This is a genomic window from Mycobacterium stomatepiae, assembly GCF_010731715.1.
GTDB classification, from domain to species: Bacteria; Actinomycetota; Actinomycetes; order Mycobacteriales; family Mycobacteriaceae; genus Mycobacterium; species Mycobacterium stomatepiae.
On record NZ_AP022587.1, the window covers coordinates 1,732,387 to 1,751,504 of the forward strand.

Genomic DNA, 19,118 nt, shown 5'->3' on the forward strand with positions numbered 1-19,118 from the left:
CGACTTAGCCCTTGGGGCAGAGAGCAGTAATGCGATGACAACCATCATTCCCAAGCCGACGGAGGAAAAGAAGGAACCAGGCCAGCTCGTCGAGATGGCGTGGGACCCGATCACCAGAATCGTTGGCAGCCTCGGTATTTACACCAAGATCGATTTCGAGAACAAGGAAGTCGTCGAGTGTCACAGCACATCGTCGATCTTCCGCGGCTACTCGATCTTCATGAAGGGTAAGGACCCCCGCGACGCCCACTTCATCACCAGCCGAATCTGCGGCATCTGCGGCGACAACCACGCCACCTGCTCCTGCTACGCGCAGAACATGGCCTACGGCGTCAAGCCTCCACATCTGGGCGAGTGGATCGTCAACCTGGGTGAGGCCGCGGAATACATGTTCGACCACAACATCTTCCAGGAGAACCTGGTCGGCGTCGACTTCTGCGAGAAGATGGTCGCCGAGACCAACCCGAGCGTGCTGGCCCAGGCGGAGAAGACCGCCGCACCGCACGCCGACGCGCATGGCTACAAGACGATCGCCGACATCATGCGGTCGCTGAATCCGTTCAGCGGCGAGTTCTACCGCGAAGCGCTCGCGGTGAGCCGCTGGACACGGGAGATGTTCTGCCTCATGGAAGGTCGCCACGTGCACCCGTCCACGCTGTACCCCGGCGGCGTCGGTACGGTCGCGACCATCCAGCTGATGACCGACTACATGACCCGGCTGATGCGCTACGTCGAGTTCATGAAGAAGGTCGTGCCCATGCACGACGACCTGTTCGACTTCTTCTACACCGCACTGCCCGGTTACGAGAAGGTCGGGCTGCGCCGCACGCTGCTGGGTTGCTGGGGCTCCTTCCAAGATCCCGAGGTGTGCAACTTCGAATACAAGGACATGGAGCGCTGGGGTAACGCGATGTTCGTGACGCCGGGTGTGGTGGTCGACGGCAAGCTGGTCACCCACTCGCTGGTCGACATCAACCTCGCCATCCGGATCCTTTTGGGCAGTTCGTATTACGACGACTGGACCGACCAGGAGATGTTCGTCAAGACCGATCCGCCGGGCAACGCGATCGACCGGCGGCACCCGTGGAACCAGCACACCAACCCGCATCCCCAGAAGCGGGACTTAGACGGCGGCAAGTACAGCTGGGTGATGTCGCCGCGCTGGTTCGACGGCAAGGACCACCTGGCGCTGGACACCGGCGGCGGCCCGCTGGCCCGGTTGTGGGCCACCGCGCTGGCCGGCCTGGTCGACATCGGCTATGTCAAGGCGACCGGGAACAGCGTCAAGATCAACCTCCCCAAGACCGCGCTGAAGGGTCCGGTCGAGTTCGAGTGGAAGATACCGCAGTACGGCAGCAACACGATCGAGCGGGACCGGGCCCGCACCTACTTCCAGGCCTACGCGGCGGCGTGCGCGCTGCATTTCGCCGAGAAGGCTTTGGAGGAGATCCGCGCCGGGCGCACCAAGACGTAGGAGCGCTTCGAGGTGCCCGACGAGGGCATCGGCTGCGGCTTCACCGAGGCGGTGCGCGGCGTGCTCAGCCACCACCTGGTGATCCGCGACGGCAAGATCGCGAACTACCACCCGTACCCGCCGACCCCGTGGAATGCCAACCCGCGCGACAGCTTTGGTACGCCGGGCCCCTACGAGGACGCGGTCCAGGGGCAGCCGATTTTCGAGGAGAACGACCGGGAGAACTTCAAGGGAATCGATGTCATGCGTACCGTGCGCAGCTTCGACCCCTGCCTGCCATGCGGCGTGCACATGTATCTGGGGAAGGGCAAGACCCTGGAGAGACTGCACACACCAACGCAATCACCCGCCGGGGAGTGAGATGGCGGATCGCCCGGAGCAAGCCCGAGAAGCCTCCGAAAGCGAAGCGCAGTGGCGAACTGCGGGCGATCGGATCCAGACACTCCTGGATTCCTGCGCGGCGGGTGGCACGGCCTCCTACGAGCGCGCACAGCAGCTGGTCCGTGAGGTGGTCGGGCTCTACGGAGCCGGACTGGAGCGGATCGTGCGATTGGGTGACCCAGGTTTGACCGAGCGGCTCGCCACCGACGACCTGGTGGCCAGTCTGCTCCTGGTTCACGGCCTGCACCCGCACGACGTGCATCGCCGGGTGTCCGACGCGCTGGACCGGGTGCGGCCGTACCTGGGCTCGCACGGCGGGGATGTCGACCTGCTCGAAATCGCCGATGGCCCTACCGTGCGGCTGGCGTTCACCGGCAGCTGCAAGAGCTGTCCGTCGTCGGCGGTGACGCTGGAGCTCGCCGTCGAGGACGCGGTGCGTGCCGCGGCGCCCGAGATTTCGGCGATCGAGGTGGTCACGGCCCAACCCGCGTCCGAGCCGAACGTGATTCCCGCGGAATCGCTGCTGACGCACGTGCATTCGAACGGATCGACGACGCACGCGAACGGCTCCAGCTGGCATCCGCTGCCCGAATTGGCCGAGCTGGAGCCCGGCGACGTCGCGGGATTCCTGCTGCCGGGCACCACGGTGGTGGTGTGCCGGGTCGGCGATCTGCCACTGGCCTACGTCGACCATTGCCCGGTATGCGACGACTCGCTGGCGGGTGCGCAACTGCGTGAGACGCTGCTGGGCTGCCCGCGCTGCGGCACTCAGTTCGACATCGTGCATGCGGGCGCCGGCCCCGACGGAGCTCACCTCGAGCCGCTGCCCCTGCTGCTTCGCGATGGGGTGCCGTCGGTGGCACTGGCCGAATCGATGGGAGCCGGCGCATGACAACCCCTTACGACGTGCTGGCTCGCATCACGAGCGCCCGGTCGGCTCCCGAGGCGGCTGGCGAGCGTTGCGAGATGTGCTCGGAGCGCATCGCTGACGAGCATCAGCACGTGGTCAATGTCGCCAGCCGGCAATTGCTGTGTGTATGCCGCGCCTGCTATCTACTGTTCACCGATACGAACGCCGAATTGCACTACCGCGCGGTGCCGGACCGATATCTGGCGTTCCCGAATTTCGCGCTGGACCGGCGCGCCTGGGATGCGTTGCAGATCCCGGTCGGCGTCGCGTTCTTCTTCACCAATTCCGCACTGCGGCGCACCGTGGCGTTTTACCCCGGCCCCGCCGGGGCCTGCGAGTCCGAGCTCGACCTCGACGCCTGGAACGCCGTCCGCGCGGCCGACTCCCGAGTCGGGCTGCTCGCCGAGGACGTGGAGGCGCTGCTGGTCCGGGTCAGTGACGAATTCGCGCACCCGCAAAGCTATCTCGTCCCGATCGACGCCTGTTACGAATTCGTCGGCCGGCTGCGCATGCTCTGGCGCGGATTCGACGGCGGCCAGGAAGCGCGGCAGTTCATCGACGAGTTCTTCGCGAAGATCGCGGCCCGCGCCACCGAAACACTCCCGGGCGCGCCGTCATGACCGTCGAGGTGCGCTACGAAATCCTCGACGTCGCACCCGAGCCGTACGCCGTCAGCCCGGTGCTCACCGCCCGCTTGAGCGTCAAAGCCGACGGGGACGACCCGGTGCACGCCATCGCGCTGCGCTGCCAGGTCCGCATCGAGCCGCCGCGACGGTCGTACTCCGACGACGAGGCGGCCGGGCTGATCGACTTGTTCGGGCCGCGCGAGCGCTGGGCCAGCACCCAGCACAGCTTCCTCTGGCAGCACTGCACCGCGATGGTGCCCGGATTCGCCGGGCACACGACGGTGCCGCTGCCGCTGGATTGCACCTACGACTTCGAGGTCGCCGCCGCCAAGTATCTGCATGCGCTGCGCGACGGCACGGTTCCGCTGCAATTCCTGTTCAGCGGAACCATATTCGTCCAATCCGAACGGGGCTTCTCGGTCCAGCAAGTGCCGTGGGACCGCGAGCACCGCTACGACATGCCGATCGACGCCTGGCGGGCGCTGATCGCCCAGCACTACCCCAACACCGGTTGGGTGCGGCTGCGTCGCGAAACCATCGCCGCACTGGCCAACTACAAGTCGGCGCGCGGGATGCTCGACCTCGATGACGCGGTCACCTCGCTGCTGGATGCCGAGCGGACGACGGCATGACCACGTCAAGCTGGGACCGGGCCCGTGCCGTCGCCGACGCGGTGCTCTACGAGGGCTACCTGCTCTACCCGTACCGCGGCACCTCGAGCAAGAACCAATCACGCTGGCAGTTCGGCGTTCTGGGGCCGCCGGGCGCGGCCGACGCCGGCCTGGGCGAAGACGACGGAATAGCGGCGCAGTTCCTGGTCGAGGGGGCCGAGCGCGAACACGGCGGCCGATTCGAGCCCGTCGCCGAGCTCGCGACGCCGGCCGGATCCTGGCTGACCTGGGACGAAGCCGTCGAGTGCGAAACATCTTTCGGCCCAATCGCATTCGATGACCTCCCGTTGACATTGCCGGTGTCGGCGCCGGACGCCACCGAAATCGAACGACTCGCCAGTGGCCGTCTGGTCCGCGAGCGCAAGCAGATCCGCGGCGAGCTGACCGTCTCGGCCGAACCCGACGGCGCCGTGCGCAGGGTCTCGGTACGGCTACACAACGTGGGACACGCCGCGGTGGACAAGGACGACGCGATCGCGCGGTCCATGATCGGCAGCCACCTGATCGCTGAAGTCATTGGCGGCCACTTCATCTCGATGCTCGAGCCGCCGCCCGCCGCGGCCGATGCGGTGACCCGGTGCGCCCAGCATCGCTGCTTCCCGGTTCTGGCCGGCTCGCCCGGCAGCCAGGATGTGCTGCTGATCTCGCCGATCATTCTCTACGACCACCCCGAGGTCGCCGAGCAGAGCAACACCGCGCTGTACGACTGCACCGAGATCGACGAGATCCTGACACTGCGCGTGATCACGATGACCGACGACGAGAAGGCGCAGGCGCGGGCCACCGATCCGCGGGCCGCGCGGATCATCGAACAGTGCGACGCGATGTCGCCCGACGCGATGTCTCGTCTGCACGGCGTGCTGCGCGACCCGCACCGGCTCGACATTCCGGCCGGCCTGGTCCCGGAGATTCCCGAGGGCGTCGACTGGTGGGATCCACTGGCCGACAATGCCGTTCGGCCCGAGATCGACGCGGTGCTGGTGAACGGGATCCGGGTCGCCCGGGGCAGCCGGGTCCGGTTACGCCCGCGGCGCAACGCCGACGCCCAGGATATCTTCGTCGCCGGCAAGGCCGCCCGCGTCACGTCGGTGCACGAGGACGTCGAAGGCAACAAGCACGTCGGCGTGGTGGTCGGGGACGACCCGGCCGCCGAACTACACGACTGGTACGGCCGCTACCTGTACTTCTCTCCCGACGAAGTCGAGCCGCTGGAAGCAGAACACAACAGCAAGGAAAGGAGTTCGACATGGAGGTCGTAGGTTGGATATTCATCGCCGTCATGGCCCTGGTGGTCGGGATCGCGGTGATCCTGGGAGTCGTGTCGCTGCCCGACGCCCGCCGCTACCTGAAATTGAGGCGGATGTAGCCGCATCGGACACCGCAATGACCGCGCGCATCCTGGTGGCCGGGATCGGCAATATCTTCCTGGGCGATGACGGATTCGGTTCCGAAGTGGTCCGTCATGCCGCGCTGCCACAAGACAATCCCAGCGTCCGGGTCACCGACTACGGCATCGCCGGCATGCACCTGGCATACGACCTGCTCGAGGACTGGGACACGCTGGTCCTCGTCGACGCGGTACCCAGCCGCGGTCGCCCGGGCACCCTGCACGTGTTCCAGGCCGACCATGACTCCGGCAGCGCCACAGTCGGTTTCGACGGCCACAGCATGGATCCCGCCGCGGTGTTCGCCAGCCTGCGAGCGCTCGGCGGCAACCCGCCCTACACGGTCGTCGTCGGGTGCGAGGCGGGCAACGTCGAGGAAGGCATCGGACTCACCGACCCGGTCGCCAAGGCCGTGCCGCGGGCGGTGCACGCCATTGAGGAGATCGTCGCCGCGCTACAGACTCCGACGGCCCGCCCGGTGCACGAGGAGTGTTGACATGTGTTTGGGGATCCCCGGTCAGGTGATCAGGATGCTGGACGGTTACGAGGGCCAGCTCGCCCTGGTCGAGGTCGCGGGCGAGCAGCGCAAGGTCAACGTCGGCATGTTGCCGGAAGAGACGTTCGAATGCGGTGACTGGGTGATCATCCACATGGGCTTCGTGGTCGAGAAGACCGATCGGGCCGGCGCCGAGCAGGCGATGGCAGGTCTCGAACTAATGGGCAGGGGCGCCGGCGACCCCAGTCACCCGGAGGGCGGTTGAGATGACCGGCCTCTCCTCGTCGGGGCCCCTGCTGCTGCGGTCCGACTGCGCTGACACGCAGATCCGGCAGCGCTTCACCGTGACCGGTGTGGTCCAGGGGGTCGGCTTCCGGCCGTTCGTCCACCGGATCGCGAGCGAACTCGGCCTGGCCGGGTTCGTCGGCAACGACTCCGGCGCGGTGTTTCTCGAGGTGCAGGGCGATCCCGCCCACGTAGCGGAGTTCGGCCGCCGGCTGCGCACCGACGTCCCACCACTGGCCCGCATCGACGCCGTCGGCGTGACGCACGTGACGGCGGACGCCGGTTGCCCGCCCGATTTCCGGATCGTGGCAAGCCGAACGAACGCCGGTGCCAGCACACCGATTCCGCCCGACATCGCGGTGTGCGACGACTGCGTCGCCGAACTGTTCGACCCGCGCAACCGACGCTACCGGCATCCGTTCGTCACGTGCACGAACTGCGGGCCGCGGTTCACCATCATCCGCGGGGTCCCCTATGACCGCCCGGCTACCACGATGTCGGAGTTCGCCATGTGCCCGCGCTGCGCGGCCGAATACCACGACCCCGCGGATCGCCGGTTCCACGCCCAACCGATCGCCTGCCCGGAATGCGGTCCCTCGCTGTGGTTCTGGTCGCGGGCCGGACGGGTCGCCGGGTCGGACGCGGCGCTGGCGGCCACGCAACAGGCGCTGGCGGCGGGCGCGGTCGTGGCGATCAAGGGCATCGGCGGCTACCACCTGGCGTGTGCCGCCGACGATGAAACGGCCGTCGGCGCCGTGCGGTCACGAAAAGCGAGGGGCGCCAAGCCCTTCGCGATGATGGTCCGCGACCTCGACGTCGCGGGTCGCTACGCCCATATCGACGACGCCGAGGCCGCGGTGCTGCGCAGTCCCGCACGCCCGATCGTGTTGTTGCGCCGCCGCCCGGACGCTCCGGTCGCCGAGGCCGTTGCGCCCGGGACCCCGCTGCTGGGACTGATGTTGCCGTACTCCCCCGTCCACCACCTGCTGCTGGCGCCCGCACCGGATGCGCTGGTACTCACCAGCGCCAACCGCTCCGACGAACCCATCTGCTTCACCGACGAGGATGCCGCGTCCAGGCTTCCGGGCCTCTGCGACGCGATCCTCGATCACGACCGGCCCATTCACGTGCCGTGCGACGACTCCGTCGTACGCGTCTTGAAAGACGAGGGGGCCGGCGTCGAACTTCCGATCCGGCGCTCGCGCGGCTATGCCCCGCTGCCGGTCGACCTGGGGCACCGCGGTCCGGCGGTGCTGGCGGTGGGTGGCGAGCTGAAGAACACCTGCTGCCTCACCGACGGTTCACGCGCCTACCTGTCCGGTCACATCGGCGACATGGCCAGCTGGGAGACGCTGCGGGCGTTCGAGCGTGCGGTGGGCCAACTCAGCGAAATCCGCGGCGAGCCGGCCCGATTGGCCGCCGACCTGCACCCGGGGTATCACACCCGGAGCTGGGCCGAACGGCGTGCCGGCAATCGGCCGCTCGACCTGGTCCAGCACCATCGCGCCCACGTGGTGTCGCTGTTGGCCGAGCACGGCCGCGTTGGCGGACCCGTCGTCGGCGTCTCCTTCGACGGCACCGGCTACGGCTGCGACGACACCATCTGGGGTGGGGAGATCCTCGTGCTCGGTCGCGACAGTCACCGCTTCGCGCGCGCCGGCCATCTGCTCCCGGTGCCGCTGCCGGGCGGCGACGCCGCCGTGCGCAATCCGTGGCGGATGGCGCTGTCGCAGTTGTGGACCGCCGGCGTCGACTGGACCCCCTCGCTGGCGCCGGTCGCCGCGGCCACGGCCGCGGAATTGCGGCTCACCCGTTCGCAATTGGAGAGCGGCGCCGGATGTGTGCCGTGTTCGAGCATGGGCCGGCTGTTCGATGCGGTCGCCTCCCTGTTGGGGGTGCGCCACCGCATCGACTACGAAGGCCAGGCCGCGATCGAACTCGAGGCGCTGGCCGAGCGCGCCGGCGCCTCCGGGCCGTCGCTGCCGCTGACGGTACGGGCCGACGGGGTGATCGATCCGGCCACCTGCGTGCAGACCATCGTCTCGGCGCTGTCCGCGGGCACACCGCCGGCCCTGCTGGCGGCCGCGTTCCACCGGGCGGTCGCGAACGCCGTCGCCACGGTGGTCACGCTGGTCGCGGGCCCCATCCGGCTGGTCGGCCTCACCGGCGGCGTGTTCCAGAACGTGCTGCTGCTACGCGCCTGCCGTGAGTTGCTGCAGCGCAACGGGTTCGAGGTGCTGATCCATCGCATCGTTCCGCCCAACGACGGCGGGCTGGCGCTGGGCCAGGCGATGATCTCGATGCTGACCGCGCTCGAGGAGGCCACCTCATGACGACGATCGCCGCGATCGACCGCGGACTGGGTGCGGAGTTGGCCTCGGATCTGGCCACTGACTTGGCGGCCACCGCATTCACTTTGGCCAAGCGGTTCGCCGCGGGCGCGACCATGTGGTCGATCGCCCCGTCCTGGGAGCCGCACGCGCTGCACATCGCGGTCGAGTTCGTGCACCCGGTGATCGTAGGAAAGCGGGCGCTGCCCGCCGTCGCGCTCACCGGGCCCGATCTGGTAGACGTGGCTCGGGTTTCGGTGCGCCCCGGCGACATCGTGATCGCGGTCAGCGATGCGGACAACGCGGAGGTTCGCTCGGTGATGCGCCGCGGGCCCGCATGGGGTGCCACCACGATCTGGATAGGCAGCGGCGAACGGCCCCGGCCGGGCCTGGCCGATCATGTGCTGTGGCTCGACGACTCCGATCCGCGGGTGCCCGCAACCGGCGGCTTCGTGTTGTTCTATCACCTGCTGTGGGAACTCACCCACGTCTGTTTCGAGCATCCCGGGCTGCTCAAACCCGGCTCGTCGCACTGCGACACAACTCAAGACGTTTGCGTCACATGCAGCGACGAGGGCCTCCTCGGTAAAGTGGCGGCCGCCTCGGCCGGCGAGACAGCCACCGTGCGCACCGCGCGCGGAGCCGAGGACGTGGTGACCACGCTGATCGGCCCGGTCGCCCCGGGAGACTTGGTGCTCGTGCACGCCGGGACCGCGATCAGCCGAATCGACCAGGACGCTTGATGAGCCACGACGAACCCACCAACTTCCTCTACCCGTTCATCGACGCCGAAGAGGACGACCCCACCTCGCTACTCGCCGACCTGGCCGCGTCGGCGCGGGCGAAAGCGGCCGAAAGCCTGGCCTTGCGGCGCACCACCCTGGAATCCAACGCCGACCTGCTGGACTCGGCGGCCACCGAGACGGCGCGCCGGTTCGCCGCCGGCGGGCGGATGTTCACCTTCAGAAACGGCGGCAGCTGCACGGATTCCACGACTCTGGCCGCGTTGTTCGCCCGGCCGCCGATCGGCAGGCCGCTACCGGCCTGGTCGTTGACCGCAGATCAGGCGATCGTGACCGCGCTGGGCAACGACGTCGGATTCGAGCTGGTGTTCGCCCGTCAGCTGATCGCCCGTGCGAAGGCCGGTGACATCGCGATCGCGATGTCGACCAGCGGCAATTCGCCGAATCTGCTCACCGCGCTGGCCGAGGCGCGTCAACGCGGGCTGTACACCGTCGGATTCTCCGGCTATGACGGCGGCGCCTTCGTGAACAATCCAAATGTGGACGCCTGCTTCGTTGTTCGATCGCAAAGTGTACATCGGATCCAGGAATCGCAAGCGCTGCTGGGCTATCAGCTGTGGCTGGCGGTTCACGAACGATCGGGCGACCGGGGGCTGGGGGGGGCATGAACAACTACCTTTCGTCGGGTCCGCGCTTCGGCGAGGGCGAGGTGATCGAGCGGATCGAGTCGTTCCGCAGGCGCCGGCCGCGGTTGCTCGACGACCACGTGACGCTGGCGCACGGCGCCGGCGGCAAGGCGTCGGCGGCTCTGGTGGACGCGGTGTTCGTGGAGGCGTTCCGCAATCCGACGCTGGAGTCACTCGGCGACGGCGCGGTGCTGACCCTGCCCGGCGGCGAGCGGCTGGCGATGTCCACGGATTCGTTTGTGGTGCAGCCCAGGCGATTTCCCGGCGGTTCGGTCGGTGAGCTGGCCGTGTATGGCACCTGCAACGACCTGGCGATGACCGGCGCCGTGCCGGCCTGGATCTCGGCGGCGTTCGTGCTCGAAGAGGGCTTCGCGATCGCCGAGCTCAAAGAGATCGTCGCCGATATGGGCGCGGCCGCCGCAAAGGCCGACGTGCGGATCGTGACCGGTGACACCAAAGTGGTGCCCAAGGGTGCGGCCGACGGGCTGTTCATCACCACCGCGGGCGTCGGCGTCATCCGGGCCGGGCGCGCGCTGTCGGCGGATTCGGTACGCGTCGGCGACAAACTGCTGTTGTCCGGGTCGATGGGTGATCACGGAATGGCCGTCATGCTCGCCCGCGGCGACTTGGCCATCGAGGCAGACATCGCCTCGGACACCGCCTCCGTCAGCCCGCTGGTCGAATTGCTGATGGCCGCCGCGCCGTCCACCCGCTGGCTGCGCGACGCCACCCGGGGCGGCGTCGGCACGGTCTGCAACGAGCTGGCCCAGGCCTGCGGCCTCGGGGTGGTGCTCGACGAGGAGCGACTTCCGTTGCAGGCAAAAGTCAATGGCGCATGCGAGCTGCTCGGCATCGACCCGCTCTATGTCGCCAACGAGGGCAAGTTCGTCGCCGTCGTCGCACCGGAGGAGGCCGAGGCCGGACTGGCCGCCCTGCGGTCGCACCCGCTCGGAGCGCGGGCAGCCGAGGTCGGGGAAATCGTCACCGAACCCGCGGAGAGCGTGGTACTGCGCACCGGATTCGGCGGGACGCGGATCGTCGACATGCTCGTCGGAGATCCGTTGCCCCGAATCTGCTGAAAGGAGCGTGGCGATCGCAAGCGCGGCGAAGCCGGGCGCAGCGGGTCGCCACGAGAAAGGAGATAGCGTATGTACCTTGGAATTCCGGGGCGGATCGTTGAAATCAACGATCCCGCACACTATTTGGCGAAGGTCGACGTCGGCGGCGTTCAGCGCGCGATCAGTGTGCGCCTGCTGGAAGACGACATGCCAGAACCCGACGAGTGGGTGCTGGTCCACGTCGGGTTCGCGATGGCCAAGATCGACGAAACCGAGGCGCTGCTCACCTTGGCCGCGATCAAGAAGCTTGGCGACGCCTACACAACCGAAATGCAAGCCTTCGACTCGTCGGCCATTATCTAGGGGGACGGCAATGAAATTCGTCGACGAATTCCGCGATCCCGTGGCGGCCCGCAAGCTGCTCGTCGCCATCGAACACCTGGCCGGTGCCGGCGACGAGCGATTCAAGTTCATGGAGGTGTGCGGCGGGCACACGCACACCATCTACCGGCACGGCATCGAGCACCTGCTGCCCGACAGCGTCGAATTGGTACACGGCCCGGGCTGTCCGGTCTGCGTGATCCCGATGGGCCGCATCGACGACGCGATGTGGCTGGCCCGTCAGCCCGACGTGATCTTCACCTGCTTCGGCGACATGATGCGGGTACCCGGTTCGAACGGGAGCCTGTTGGACGCCAAGGCCCGCGGCGCCGACGTCCGATTCGTCTACTCGCCGCTGGACGCGTTGAAGGTCGCGATCGACAACCCGGACAAGCACGTGGTGTTCTTCGCGATCGGCTTCGAAACCACCGCGCCGTCAACCGCGGTCACGCTGGTGCGGGCACGCGAGCAGGCAGTGCCGAACTTCAGCGTGTTCTGCAACCACGTCACGATCGTGCCGCCGATCAAGGCGATCCTGGAGTCACCGGATCTGCGGCTGTCGGGTTTCATCGGCCCCGGGCACGTGTCGACCGTGGTGGGCAACCGGCCGTATCGATTCGTCCCCGACGTGTATCGGAAGCCGTTGGTGGTGGCTGGGTTCGAGCCGCTGGACATCCTGGCCTCGGTCGCGATGCTGTTGCGTCAGATCCGCGAGGGCCGCTGCGAGGTGGAAAACCAGTACAAGCGGGTGGTGCCCGAGCATGGCAACCCGGCCGCGCTGGCGTTGATGGGCAAGGTGTTCGCGCTGCGCCCGCATTTCGAGTGGCGCGGCCTGGGCTTCATCTCACAAAGCGCGCTGCGGCTGCACGACGACTTCGCGGAGTTCGACGCCGAGCTGCGGTTCGCGATGCCCGGCGTGCGGGTCGCCGACCCGAAGGCGTGTCAATGCGGCGAGGTGCTCAAGGGGGTGCTGAAGCCCTGGGAATGCAAGGTTTTCGGCACCGCCTGTACCCCGGAGAGCCCGATCGGCACGTGCATGGTGTCCCCCGAGGGCGCGTGTGCGGCCTACTACAACTTCGGCCGCATGCACCGAAACGCCGCCAAGCTGGTGGCACGGTCTTGAACCACCCGGGCGTCGAGATGTTCGCGCGTTACGCCTACGCGCCCAATGCGCTGGGCTATTGCGGCCCGCCGCTGGGAGCGACGCTGCGCGACGGCACGGTCGATCAGGTGCGCGCCGCGGCGGCCGGATTCTCCGGAGCCTGGCCGTATCTGCGGGTGCTGTCCGCGCTGACAGGCATCGCCGACCCGCTGGATCACCGCCTGGTCGAATCGTATTGGCTGGGCGGCGGTGTCGGCGCCGGCGTCGATCCGCGAGAATTCCTCGACGAGCTGCTGGCCATCATCGGCTCCCAGGCCGGCCGCTACTGGTCACACCTGACGCCGGAGCTCGCCGGCGAAGCCGCCGGCAACCACTGCTTCCACGTATTCGGGGTGTATCCGTGGACGCGGTTTCTGGGCCGGGGCTCCAACGAGCACCCGCTCGGCGTGCTGGATAACTGCCGGATCACTTGGGGCACAGTTGTTTCCCGCACAGGAGACGACGTCGAGGTGAGATGCCGGCGGCTGGTGTGCGATGGCGAGGCGCTCGCGCTGTCGCAGCCGTCGGTGCGACTGCTCGACGTCTGGGCCGACGGGTACAGCGCGGTGCCCGACGTGGCCGTCGGCGACGAGGTCGCGGTGCACTGGGGCCGGCTGTGCGGCCGGCTGGACCCGCAGCAAATTCGCGCGCTGTCCGAGAGCACCGACCGGCAACTGCGGGTGACCAGCCGACGGCTGGCGCACGTCTAGCCGTGCCAGACTGGGGCCATGTCCGGTGCCCCGCTTGGTTCCCTGTGCGACGTGCTTCCCGCCGCGGCCGCGCTACTCGGGGTTCCGGACGCCGTCGACCGGCTCACGGTCACGGAATCGATTGCCGAACAGGTTGATCGGGTCGCGGTCGTGCTGGTGGACGGCATGGGCTGGCACCTGTTGCCGGAATTGGCGGGCAGCGCGCCGCTGCTTGCCTCGGTGCTGGCCGGCGCCGTGGGGCGGCTGAGCGAACTCACCTGCACCTTCCCTTCGACCACGCCGAGCAGCCTGGTGTCGCTGGGCACCGGCGCACGGCCGGGTGAGCACGGCATCCTGGGCTTCACCCTCAACGTCCCCGGCACCGAACGGGTACTCACCCACATCTATTGGCGTGACGACCCGCCGTCGGCCCAGTGGCAGCCGTTGCCAACCTGGTTCGAGCGGCTGCGGCGACGCGGGGTCGCCGCACGGGCGGTGCTACCCGCGCTGTTCATGGGCAGCGGACTGACGGATTCGGCGTACCGCGGCGCCGACTTTCGCCCCAGCAAGCCCGAGGACAACTACGCCCAGCAGCTTGTCGACGAGTTACACGCGGCGCCCGGCCTGGTCTACGGCTACATCGCCGACCTGGACACCGCCGCGCACGTGTTCGGTATCGGATCGCCGCACTGGCATGAGGCGGCCGCGCGTGTCGACGCGCTGCTGACTCGCCTGGTCGACGCCCTGCCCGCGAACGCGGCGTTGCTGGTGACCGCCGACCACGGCGGTCTCAATGTGCCGCCGCAAGCCCGCGTCGACCTGGATACCGATAGCCGGCTGAGCCAGGGAATCCGGGTGGTCGCGGGCGAACCGCGGGTCCGTTACCTGCACACCGCGCCGGGCGCGGCAGCCGACGTGCGGGCGACCTGGAGTGGGCTGCTGGACGGCAAGGCCGAGGTCTACAGTCGCGACCAGGCGGTGGCCACCGGGATGTTCGGACCCGTCGATCCGGGCCATCTGGCGCGCATCGGAGACGTCGTCGTGATCTGCACCGGCGACACGGTGGTGCTGGCCACCAAGCGCGAGCCCCCGGAAGTGGCCCGGCTCATCGGGTTTCACGGCGGGGCCGCCGACGCCGAAATGGCGATCCCGCTGATCGTCTTCGGATAGTGTGCGCGCGGAAAGTCAGCTCTACCTTTTGGCGGTATTGCGGTCGGCCTTGAGTCGGGCGTTGAGCAGCTCGAGTTGGGTGTAGTCGGTTTGCAGTTGGCTGTTTTTGGTTTCGAGCTCGAAGATCTGGGCCATGCCGGCGAGGTTGATACCAAGGCTGGCGAGTTCGGTGATCCGCTTTAGGCGTGCCAGGTCGTTTCGGCTGTAGCGGCGGGTGCCCCCATCAGTGCGCGTCGGGGTCACGAGTCCGCGGCGCTCGTAGAGCCGCAAGGTTTGGGGGCCGATGCCAGATAGTTCGGAGGCTACCGAGATGCCATAGATGCCCCGGTCATTTGCCGGGGCGGGATCGCGCTGCTGGCTAGTCATGTCCCTCCAGTCATGGTATGTCACAAGATTTTTGGTTCAGTTGCTTGCCCAAGTCTGATACCCGTGCTATATAAAAATATGTGCCCTGAGGCATAGATTATCAGATCGCAGGACACAAGATTGGAGAGTTGGAGGTGCCGACCATGTTGATGCGGACCGACCCGTTCCGGGACCTCGATCGGTTCACCCAACAGGTGTTGGGGACCGCGGCCCGCCCGGCGGTGATGCCGATGGACGCATCGCGCGAAGGCGACGAGTTCGTCGTTGAGTTCGACCTGCCGGGGATCAACGAGGACTCGCTGGACCTCGATATCGAACGCAACGTGGTGACGGTGCGCGCCGAGCGCCCGGACGTCGACCCTGCCCGCGAGATGCTGGCCGTCGAACGCCCCCGCGGAGTCTTCAGCCGGCAATTGGTCCTCGGGGACAACCTCGACACCGACAAGATCGCTGCGTCCTACGACGGAGGAGTGCTGCGGCTGCGGATCCCGGTGGCAGAGAAAGCCAAGCCCCGCAAGATCACGGTCGGGCGCAGCAACGGCCACAAGCTCATCAACGCCTGATCGGCCGGTGAGAGTGCGGCAGGAGTAGCACGATGACGCACATCAACACCGTGGCGGCGCCGACGAACAACGCCACTAGCGACACTGCGGAACCAGTCCTGCACCTGGATCCCGACGTAGCCGCGCTGTTCGCCGAGATCGACGCCATCTTGTGCGCGGCACTGGAACCTGCGCGCCGCCCACCGGCACCACCAGCCACCGGATGCGCCTTGCTAGAGCCCCGGTCGGCTGGCTGGTCATGGGGTGTACTGGTCCGCCCTCAGGCCGGACCAGTACACCCGGTCCGGGCCGTCCAACGCAGCCCTCCGACCCACGCCCGCGACCAACATCGAAAACCCTGAGTGAAAGGTAGGTGATGGCATCGTCGCAGGCCTAGCCGAGCAGCCCGCGTCCCCGGCCGCAAACTCGGGCGTTCCGCACCCGTCCCTGGGCGGATACGCCAATGCCTAATCTCGGCAATTGCACCGGGGCCGGGCCGCCGGCCACTTCCTAGCCGCCCCCGCGACTGCCCTCGGAGTTCGGGATGGAAACTTCCCTGGCGACCTCCCGCAGCGCGTCGCTTGAGTTCGGCAGTGTCGTCCTCGCGCTGGAGGTCGTTGAGCCGCTTGGCGTTTCAGCCCTCGGCCCGCCGAACTGGTTGCGCCAGCAGCGCTTACAGCACCGGAGACATCAAGTTCGTGGTGCACAGCCAATTAACCCGCCGCCCCAACACATCGGTTAATGCCCAACCATTTCACAATGGCATGACCGAGGACACGGTGAATCCGGAAATGCACAACAGACTCGGATCGACCTCACAGCTCGCGGCGACCGATGACCAGGTTCGTCCGGTACAGTTGGTCCACTGTGAGCATTCGAGGCGCGGGTCACCCTCGAGGGTGGCGGCCGGCCATCGCGGCTATTGCGGCGCTGAGTTTGTTCGTCAGTCTCATCGCCGGTTCTGCATTGCGGTCCCAATTTTCGGCGGCCACCCTGCCCGAGCCCGCGGCCTGGTCGCAGGTGACTCCGAATTCCGCGCACGCGCACACCAATAGCGAATCTGCGGCCGCGGTCCACTTGCAACATGCCAGTTCATGGGATGCGTCGCCGATCAATAAGAAGCCGTTCCACAGTATGTGGATGACGCACGACCGCCCGGACGTGTGGCCACGCTTAGCGTCGCACTCGGTGTTGTCCGTCTTGCCTCCTTCGTTTGCCAGCACGGTCTTTCAATCCCGCGTCGTGCACACCAGCGCACCTGCGGCCGAATGCGGCGACCACGAATTATTGATACTGCTCTGCGTAACTCGTAGCTGATGGGACAGCACTAGTCCGTTGGCCCGCCTCACCTTTGTCCCTGCGGCGTTGTGAGTCCTATTACAACTTTCACAACAGCGAAGTGCGACAGCCCCATCGCGGCGTTCTGTTTCGCAGCTATGTCTTGAAGGGAAACTCCATGTTTTCACCATGCTCGACTGGCCTCAAAGCGAGATAGCAATGGATTTCGCAGCGCTACCTCCGGAAACCAACTCGGGCCTGATGTATTCGGGTCCCGGCTCACGATCGATGATGAACGCCGCCGTCGCGTGGGGCGGGCTGGCAACTCGCCTGTATGAGGCAGCGGCGCAATGCAGTTCGGTGACCTCGAAACTCACGCCCGCAGAGCAAGGGGCGGCGGCTCATATCGAGTGGCTGAATAGCGTTGCCGCGCAGGCCGATCACGCAGCCAGGCAGGCCAAATCGGCCGCAAGCGCCTACGAGTTGGCGTTGGCGGCGATGGTGCCCCCGTCGGCGATCCAGGCCAACCGCATGCTGCGGGCGTGGCTGGTCGAGGGGAACTGTCTGGGCCAATCCAGCCCGGCGATCGCGGATGCCGACAGCGACCACGACCAGATGTGGGCCCAGGATGTCGACACCATGCACACCTATGCCCGGGCCTGCGCCGACGCCGCGGCCGTGACGCCGTTCCCATCGCCGCCCGCCGAGGTGGGTGCCGGGCAGGGCAACTGGGAGCTGCGCGTGGCACCGGCCGTCATCTCGGCCGCCCGCCAAGTGATTTCGGCGATCCCGCGGGCTCTCGACGCGCTGGCCGAGGCGCCGCCGACGGCTTTCGACACGCATCTGTTGCCGGTGACCCCGGCACTGTCGAAACTCGGATCCCTGTGCGCGCCGTCAGACTTCGCGATCAATCGACTGAACTTTCTGAACAAACATACGGCGCTGCAAAGCGCGGCAACGTTGTTGTCCCGCTCACCAAACCGTAGCCGCGGTGCGACGTCGGGACTGGGCCGCGCGGTATCGATCGGGACGCTGTCGGTGCCGCGGGGATGGCTGGCCGAGACACCACACCCGGCGACCCCGGACCGCGGTTGGGGGTACGAGCCGATGCATTTGGTCGAGACCGGTCACCCGCCGAAATGGCCGCAGACCCGTTAGCGGTCAGACGCCGTCCGCGTGGTCGCCGCATACGAGCTCGCGGCGTCGACGATCGCCTGGAACAGCCGCAGGTCGTCGAGGAACTGCTCGGGATGCCACTGCACCGAGACGACAAAATTGTCCCCCGGCACCTCCAGCCCTTCGACGACGCCGTCGGCGTCCCACGCGCTGACGATCAGGCCGTCGGCGACCTTGTCGACGGCCTGGTGGTGATAGCACCACGCATCGGCGGACTCGCCGAGCAGCCCGGCCAGGCGGGTACCCGCAACCGTGCGAACCGGCAACTTGGTGAAGCGCCCGTAGCCCGCGTGATGCCCGCGGTGGCCGAGAACGTCGGGCAGGTGTTGGTGCAGCGTTCCGCCGAACGCGACATTGAGCATCTGGGTGCCGCGGCAGATGCCGAGCACCGGCAAACCGCGGTCCAGCGCGCCCCGCAATAGCGCGAATTCGAACGCGTCGCGCAGGGTGCGGGGCGCGTCGGTCTTCGGATGCGGTTGCTGGCCATAGGCCGCCGGGTCGACGTCATAGCCGCCGGTGATCACCAGCCCGTCCAGGCTGTCGAGCAGGCTCGCGGTGATGTCGGGGTCCACCGGCTGCGGCGGCAGCAGCACCGCGACACCGCCCGCCTTGATGACACCCTCGAAATAGTTCGCGCCCAGATACCCTGCCGGAATGTCCCATCCGTCGGACTGCACTTGCTCGAGGTAACTGGTCAGGCCGATCACCGGTCGGCGTCTTCCAGAGGCGTTCACGCGGTTACCAGGTGCTGGTACGCAGGACGATCTCGGCCGCCAACTGCGCGGTCGACTCCTGGGCGTTGCGCCGCCCGAGCAGGTCGACGCTGCGGTAGTCGGCGTAGACGAACCGCTGGCTGTTGCTGGCCACCGTGCGTCCGGCCGGCGTGCTGGCCAGCACGGTGGTACCGATCTCCACCGGCGGGCAATGGTTGTCGCGGACCACGCCGTTGACGTCGGCCACGCGTGGATGTCCGCGGTCGACGACGACCAGACCGACAAACCGGCCCAACTTGGTGGCGGCCAGCTGCCAGGCGATGTCGCCGCCGGCGCGGTCGCCCACCACCACCGCCCAACCGATGCCGAGCCCGTCGAGAATGCCGATCACCGACTTCGGGGTCAGCCGCGGGTCGAGGCCGATGACGACGGTGCGCAGCGACGCGGTGTGGAGGCGCTCGCAGACCGCGTCGTAGGCGGCCAACTCGCGCTGCTCGTCGCCGAGGATGACGACGACGACACCCTTCTCAGGACCGGACACGCTCACCGGGACGGGAAAGCCGTCGAGCGTGGTCATCATCGAGGGCACTTACGCACGCTACAGCCAATATTGGCAC

General features: G+C 67.6%; 20 protein-coding genes and 1 pseudogene. 18 read left to right on the forward strand and 3 right to left on the reverse strand.

The window, feature by feature from the left end:
- Nucleotides 1-34: 34 nt before the first annotated feature.
- The 16 genes and pseudogenes from G6N54_RS08265 to G6N54_RS08335 all read left to right on the forward strand — a co-directional run bounded on the left by G6N54_RS08265 (nt 35) and on the right by G6N54_RS08335 (nt 14,426).
- Nucleotides 35-1,834: pseudogene (locus tag G6N54_RS08265) on the forward strand (nickel-dependent hydrogenase large subunit).
- A gap of 1 nt (nt 1,835) precedes the next feature.
- Nucleotides 1,836-2,747, forward strand: coding sequence for a NifU family protein (locus G6N54_RS08270; RefSeq protein ID WP_163789620.1), 912 nt, complete (start codon nt 1,836-1,838; stop codon nt 2,745-2,747).
- Nucleotides 2,744-3,385, forward strand: a complete 642-nt coding sequence (locus G6N54_RS08275; protein ID WP_163789621.1) for a DUF5947 family protein — start codon at nt 2,744-2,746, stop codon at nt 3,383-3,385. The genes G6N54_RS08270 and G6N54_RS08275 overlap by 4 nt, the downstream gene beginning before the upstream one ends.
- On the forward strand, nt 3,382-4,023 hold the full coding sequence (locus G6N54_RS08280) for a DUF6084 family protein (protein WP_163789622.1): 642 nt from the start codon (nt 3,382-3,384) through the stop codon (nt 4,021-4,023). The genes G6N54_RS08275 and G6N54_RS08280 overlap by 4 nt, the downstream gene beginning before the upstream one ends.
- Nucleotides 4,020-5,321: a hypothetical protein gene (locus G6N54_RS08285; RefSeq protein ID WP_163789623.1), complete on the forward strand. Its 1,302-nt coding sequence runs from the start codon at nt 4,020-4,022 to the stop codon at nt 5,319-5,321. Before G6N54_RS08280 ends, G6N54_RS08285 begins: the two co-directional genes overlap by 4 nt.
- Nucleotides 5,309-5,428, forward strand: coding sequence for a DUF6893 family small protein (locus tag G6N54_RS31505; protein ID WP_372513163.1), 120 nt, complete (start codon nt 5,309-5,311; stop codon nt 5,426-5,428). Before G6N54_RS08285 ends, G6N54_RS31505 begins: the two co-directional genes overlap by 13 nt.
- Nucleotides 5,429-5,445: 17 nt before the next feature.
- Nucleotides 5,446-5,943 (forward strand): hydrogenase maturation protease, encoded by a 498-nt coding sequence (locus tag G6N54_RS08290; RefSeq protein WP_163789624.1) that lies wholly within the window; start codon nt 5,446-5,448, stop codon nt 5,941-5,943.
- A gap of 1 nt (nt 5,944) precedes the next feature.
- Entirely contained in the window at nt 5,945-6,208 is a 264-nt protein-coding gene (locus G6N54_RS08295; protein WP_163789625.1) for a HypC/HybG/HupF family hydrogenase formation chaperone, read from the forward strand.
- Nucleotide 6,209: 1 nt separating this feature from the next.
- Nucleotides 6,210-8,561 (forward strand): carbamoyltransferase HypF, encoded by a 2,352-nt coding sequence (hypF, locus tag G6N54_RS08300; RefSeq protein WP_163789626.1) that lies wholly within the window; start codon nt 6,210-6,212, stop codon nt 8,559-8,561.
- Nucleotides 8,558-9,301 (forward strand): HypC/HybG/HupF family hydrogenase formation chaperone, encoded by a 744-nt coding sequence (locus G6N54_RS08305; RefSeq protein ID WP_163789627.1) that lies wholly within the window; start codon nt 8,558-8,560, stop codon nt 9,299-9,301. The genes hypF and G6N54_RS08305 overlap by 4 nt, the downstream gene beginning before the upstream one ends.
- A complete protein-coding gene (locus tag G6N54_RS08310; RefSeq protein ID WP_163789628.1) occupies nt 9,301-9,969 on the forward strand; it encodes a D-sedoheptulose-7-phosphate isomerase in 669 nt (222 codons plus the stop codon). The genes G6N54_RS08305 and G6N54_RS08310 overlap by 1 nt, the downstream gene beginning before the upstream one ends.
- The gene (gene hypE, locus G6N54_RS08315) at nt 9,966-11,066 is read left to right on the forward strand and encodes a hydrogenase expression/formation protein HypE (RefSeq protein WP_163789629.1); all 1,101 of its coding nucleotides are present in this window, start codon (nt 9,966-9,968) and stop codon (nt 11,064-11,066) included. Before G6N54_RS08310 ends, hypE begins: the two co-directional genes overlap by 4 nt.
- Before the next feature lie 69 nt (nt 11,067-11,135).
- On the forward strand, nt 11,136-11,408 hold the full coding sequence (locus G6N54_RS08320) for a HypC/HybG/HupF family hydrogenase formation chaperone (RefSeq protein ID WP_163789630.1): 273 nt from the start codon (nt 11,136-11,138) through the stop codon (nt 11,406-11,408).
- Nucleotides 11,409-11,418: 10 nt separating this feature from the next.
- The gene (hypD, locus tag G6N54_RS08325) at nt 11,419-12,549 is read left to right on the forward strand and encodes a hydrogenase formation protein HypD (RefSeq protein WP_163789631.1); all 1,131 of its coding nucleotides are present in this window, start codon (nt 11,419-11,421) and stop codon (nt 12,547-12,549) included.
- Nucleotides 12,546-13,277: a DUF6390 family protein gene (locus G6N54_RS08330; protein WP_264078184.1), complete on the forward strand. Its 732-nt coding sequence runs from the start codon at nt 12,546-12,548 to the stop codon at nt 13,275-13,277. The genes hypD and G6N54_RS08330 overlap by 4 nt, the downstream gene beginning before the upstream one ends.
- Nucleotides 13,278-13,295: 18 nt before the next feature.
- Nucleotides 13,296-14,426: an alkaline phosphatase family protein gene (locus G6N54_RS08335; protein ID WP_163789632.1), complete on the forward strand. Its 1,131-nt coding sequence runs from the start codon at nt 13,296-13,298 to the stop codon at nt 14,424-14,426.
- A gap of 21 nt (nt 14,427-14,447) precedes the next feature.
- On the opposite strand, the gene G6N54_RS08340 is transcribed toward G6N54_RS08335, so the two are convergent.
- Nucleotides 14,448-14,792 carry a MerR family transcriptional regulator gene (locus tag G6N54_RS08340; RefSeq protein ID WP_163789633.1) on the reverse strand — a complete coding sequence of 115 codons (345 nt, stop codon included), beginning with the start codon at nt 14,790-14,792 and terminating at the stop codon, nt 14,448-14,450.
- 143 nt (nt 14,793-14,935) lie between these two features.
- On the opposite strand from G6N54_RS08340, the gene G6N54_RS08345 reads away from it, so the two are divergent.
- Both G6N54_RS08345 and G6N54_RS08350 read left to right on the forward strand, forming a co-directional pair.
- Nucleotides 14,936-15,355, forward strand: a complete 420-nt coding sequence (locus tag G6N54_RS08345) for an Hsp20/alpha crystallin family protein (protein WP_163789634.1) — start codon at nt 14,936-14,938, stop codon at nt 15,353-15,355.
- A 1,476-nt stretch (nt 15,356-16,831) separates the two neighbouring features.
- Nucleotides 16,832-17,770 (forward strand): PPE family protein, encoded by a 939-nt coding sequence (locus G6N54_RS08350; protein WP_163789635.1) that lies wholly within the window; start codon nt 16,832-16,834, stop codon nt 17,768-17,770.
- On the opposite strand, the gene G6N54_RS08355 is transcribed toward G6N54_RS08350, so the two are convergent.
- Both G6N54_RS08355 and G6N54_RS08360 read right to left on the reverse strand, forming a co-directional pair.
- Nucleotides 17,767-18,522: a gamma-glutamyl-gamma-aminobutyrate hydrolase family protein gene (locus G6N54_RS08355; RefSeq protein ID WP_232073512.1), complete on the reverse strand. Its 756-nt coding sequence runs from the start codon at nt 18,520-18,522 to the stop codon at nt 17,767-17,769. The genes G6N54_RS08350 and G6N54_RS08355 overlap by 4 nt on opposite strands.
- Before the next feature lie 4 nt (nt 18,523-18,526).
- A complete protein-coding gene (locus G6N54_RS08360; RefSeq protein WP_163794595.1) occupies nt 18,527-19,081 on the reverse strand; it encodes an alpha/beta hydrolase in 555 nt (184 codons plus the stop codon).
- Nucleotides 19,082-19,118 lie beyond the last annotated feature (37 nt).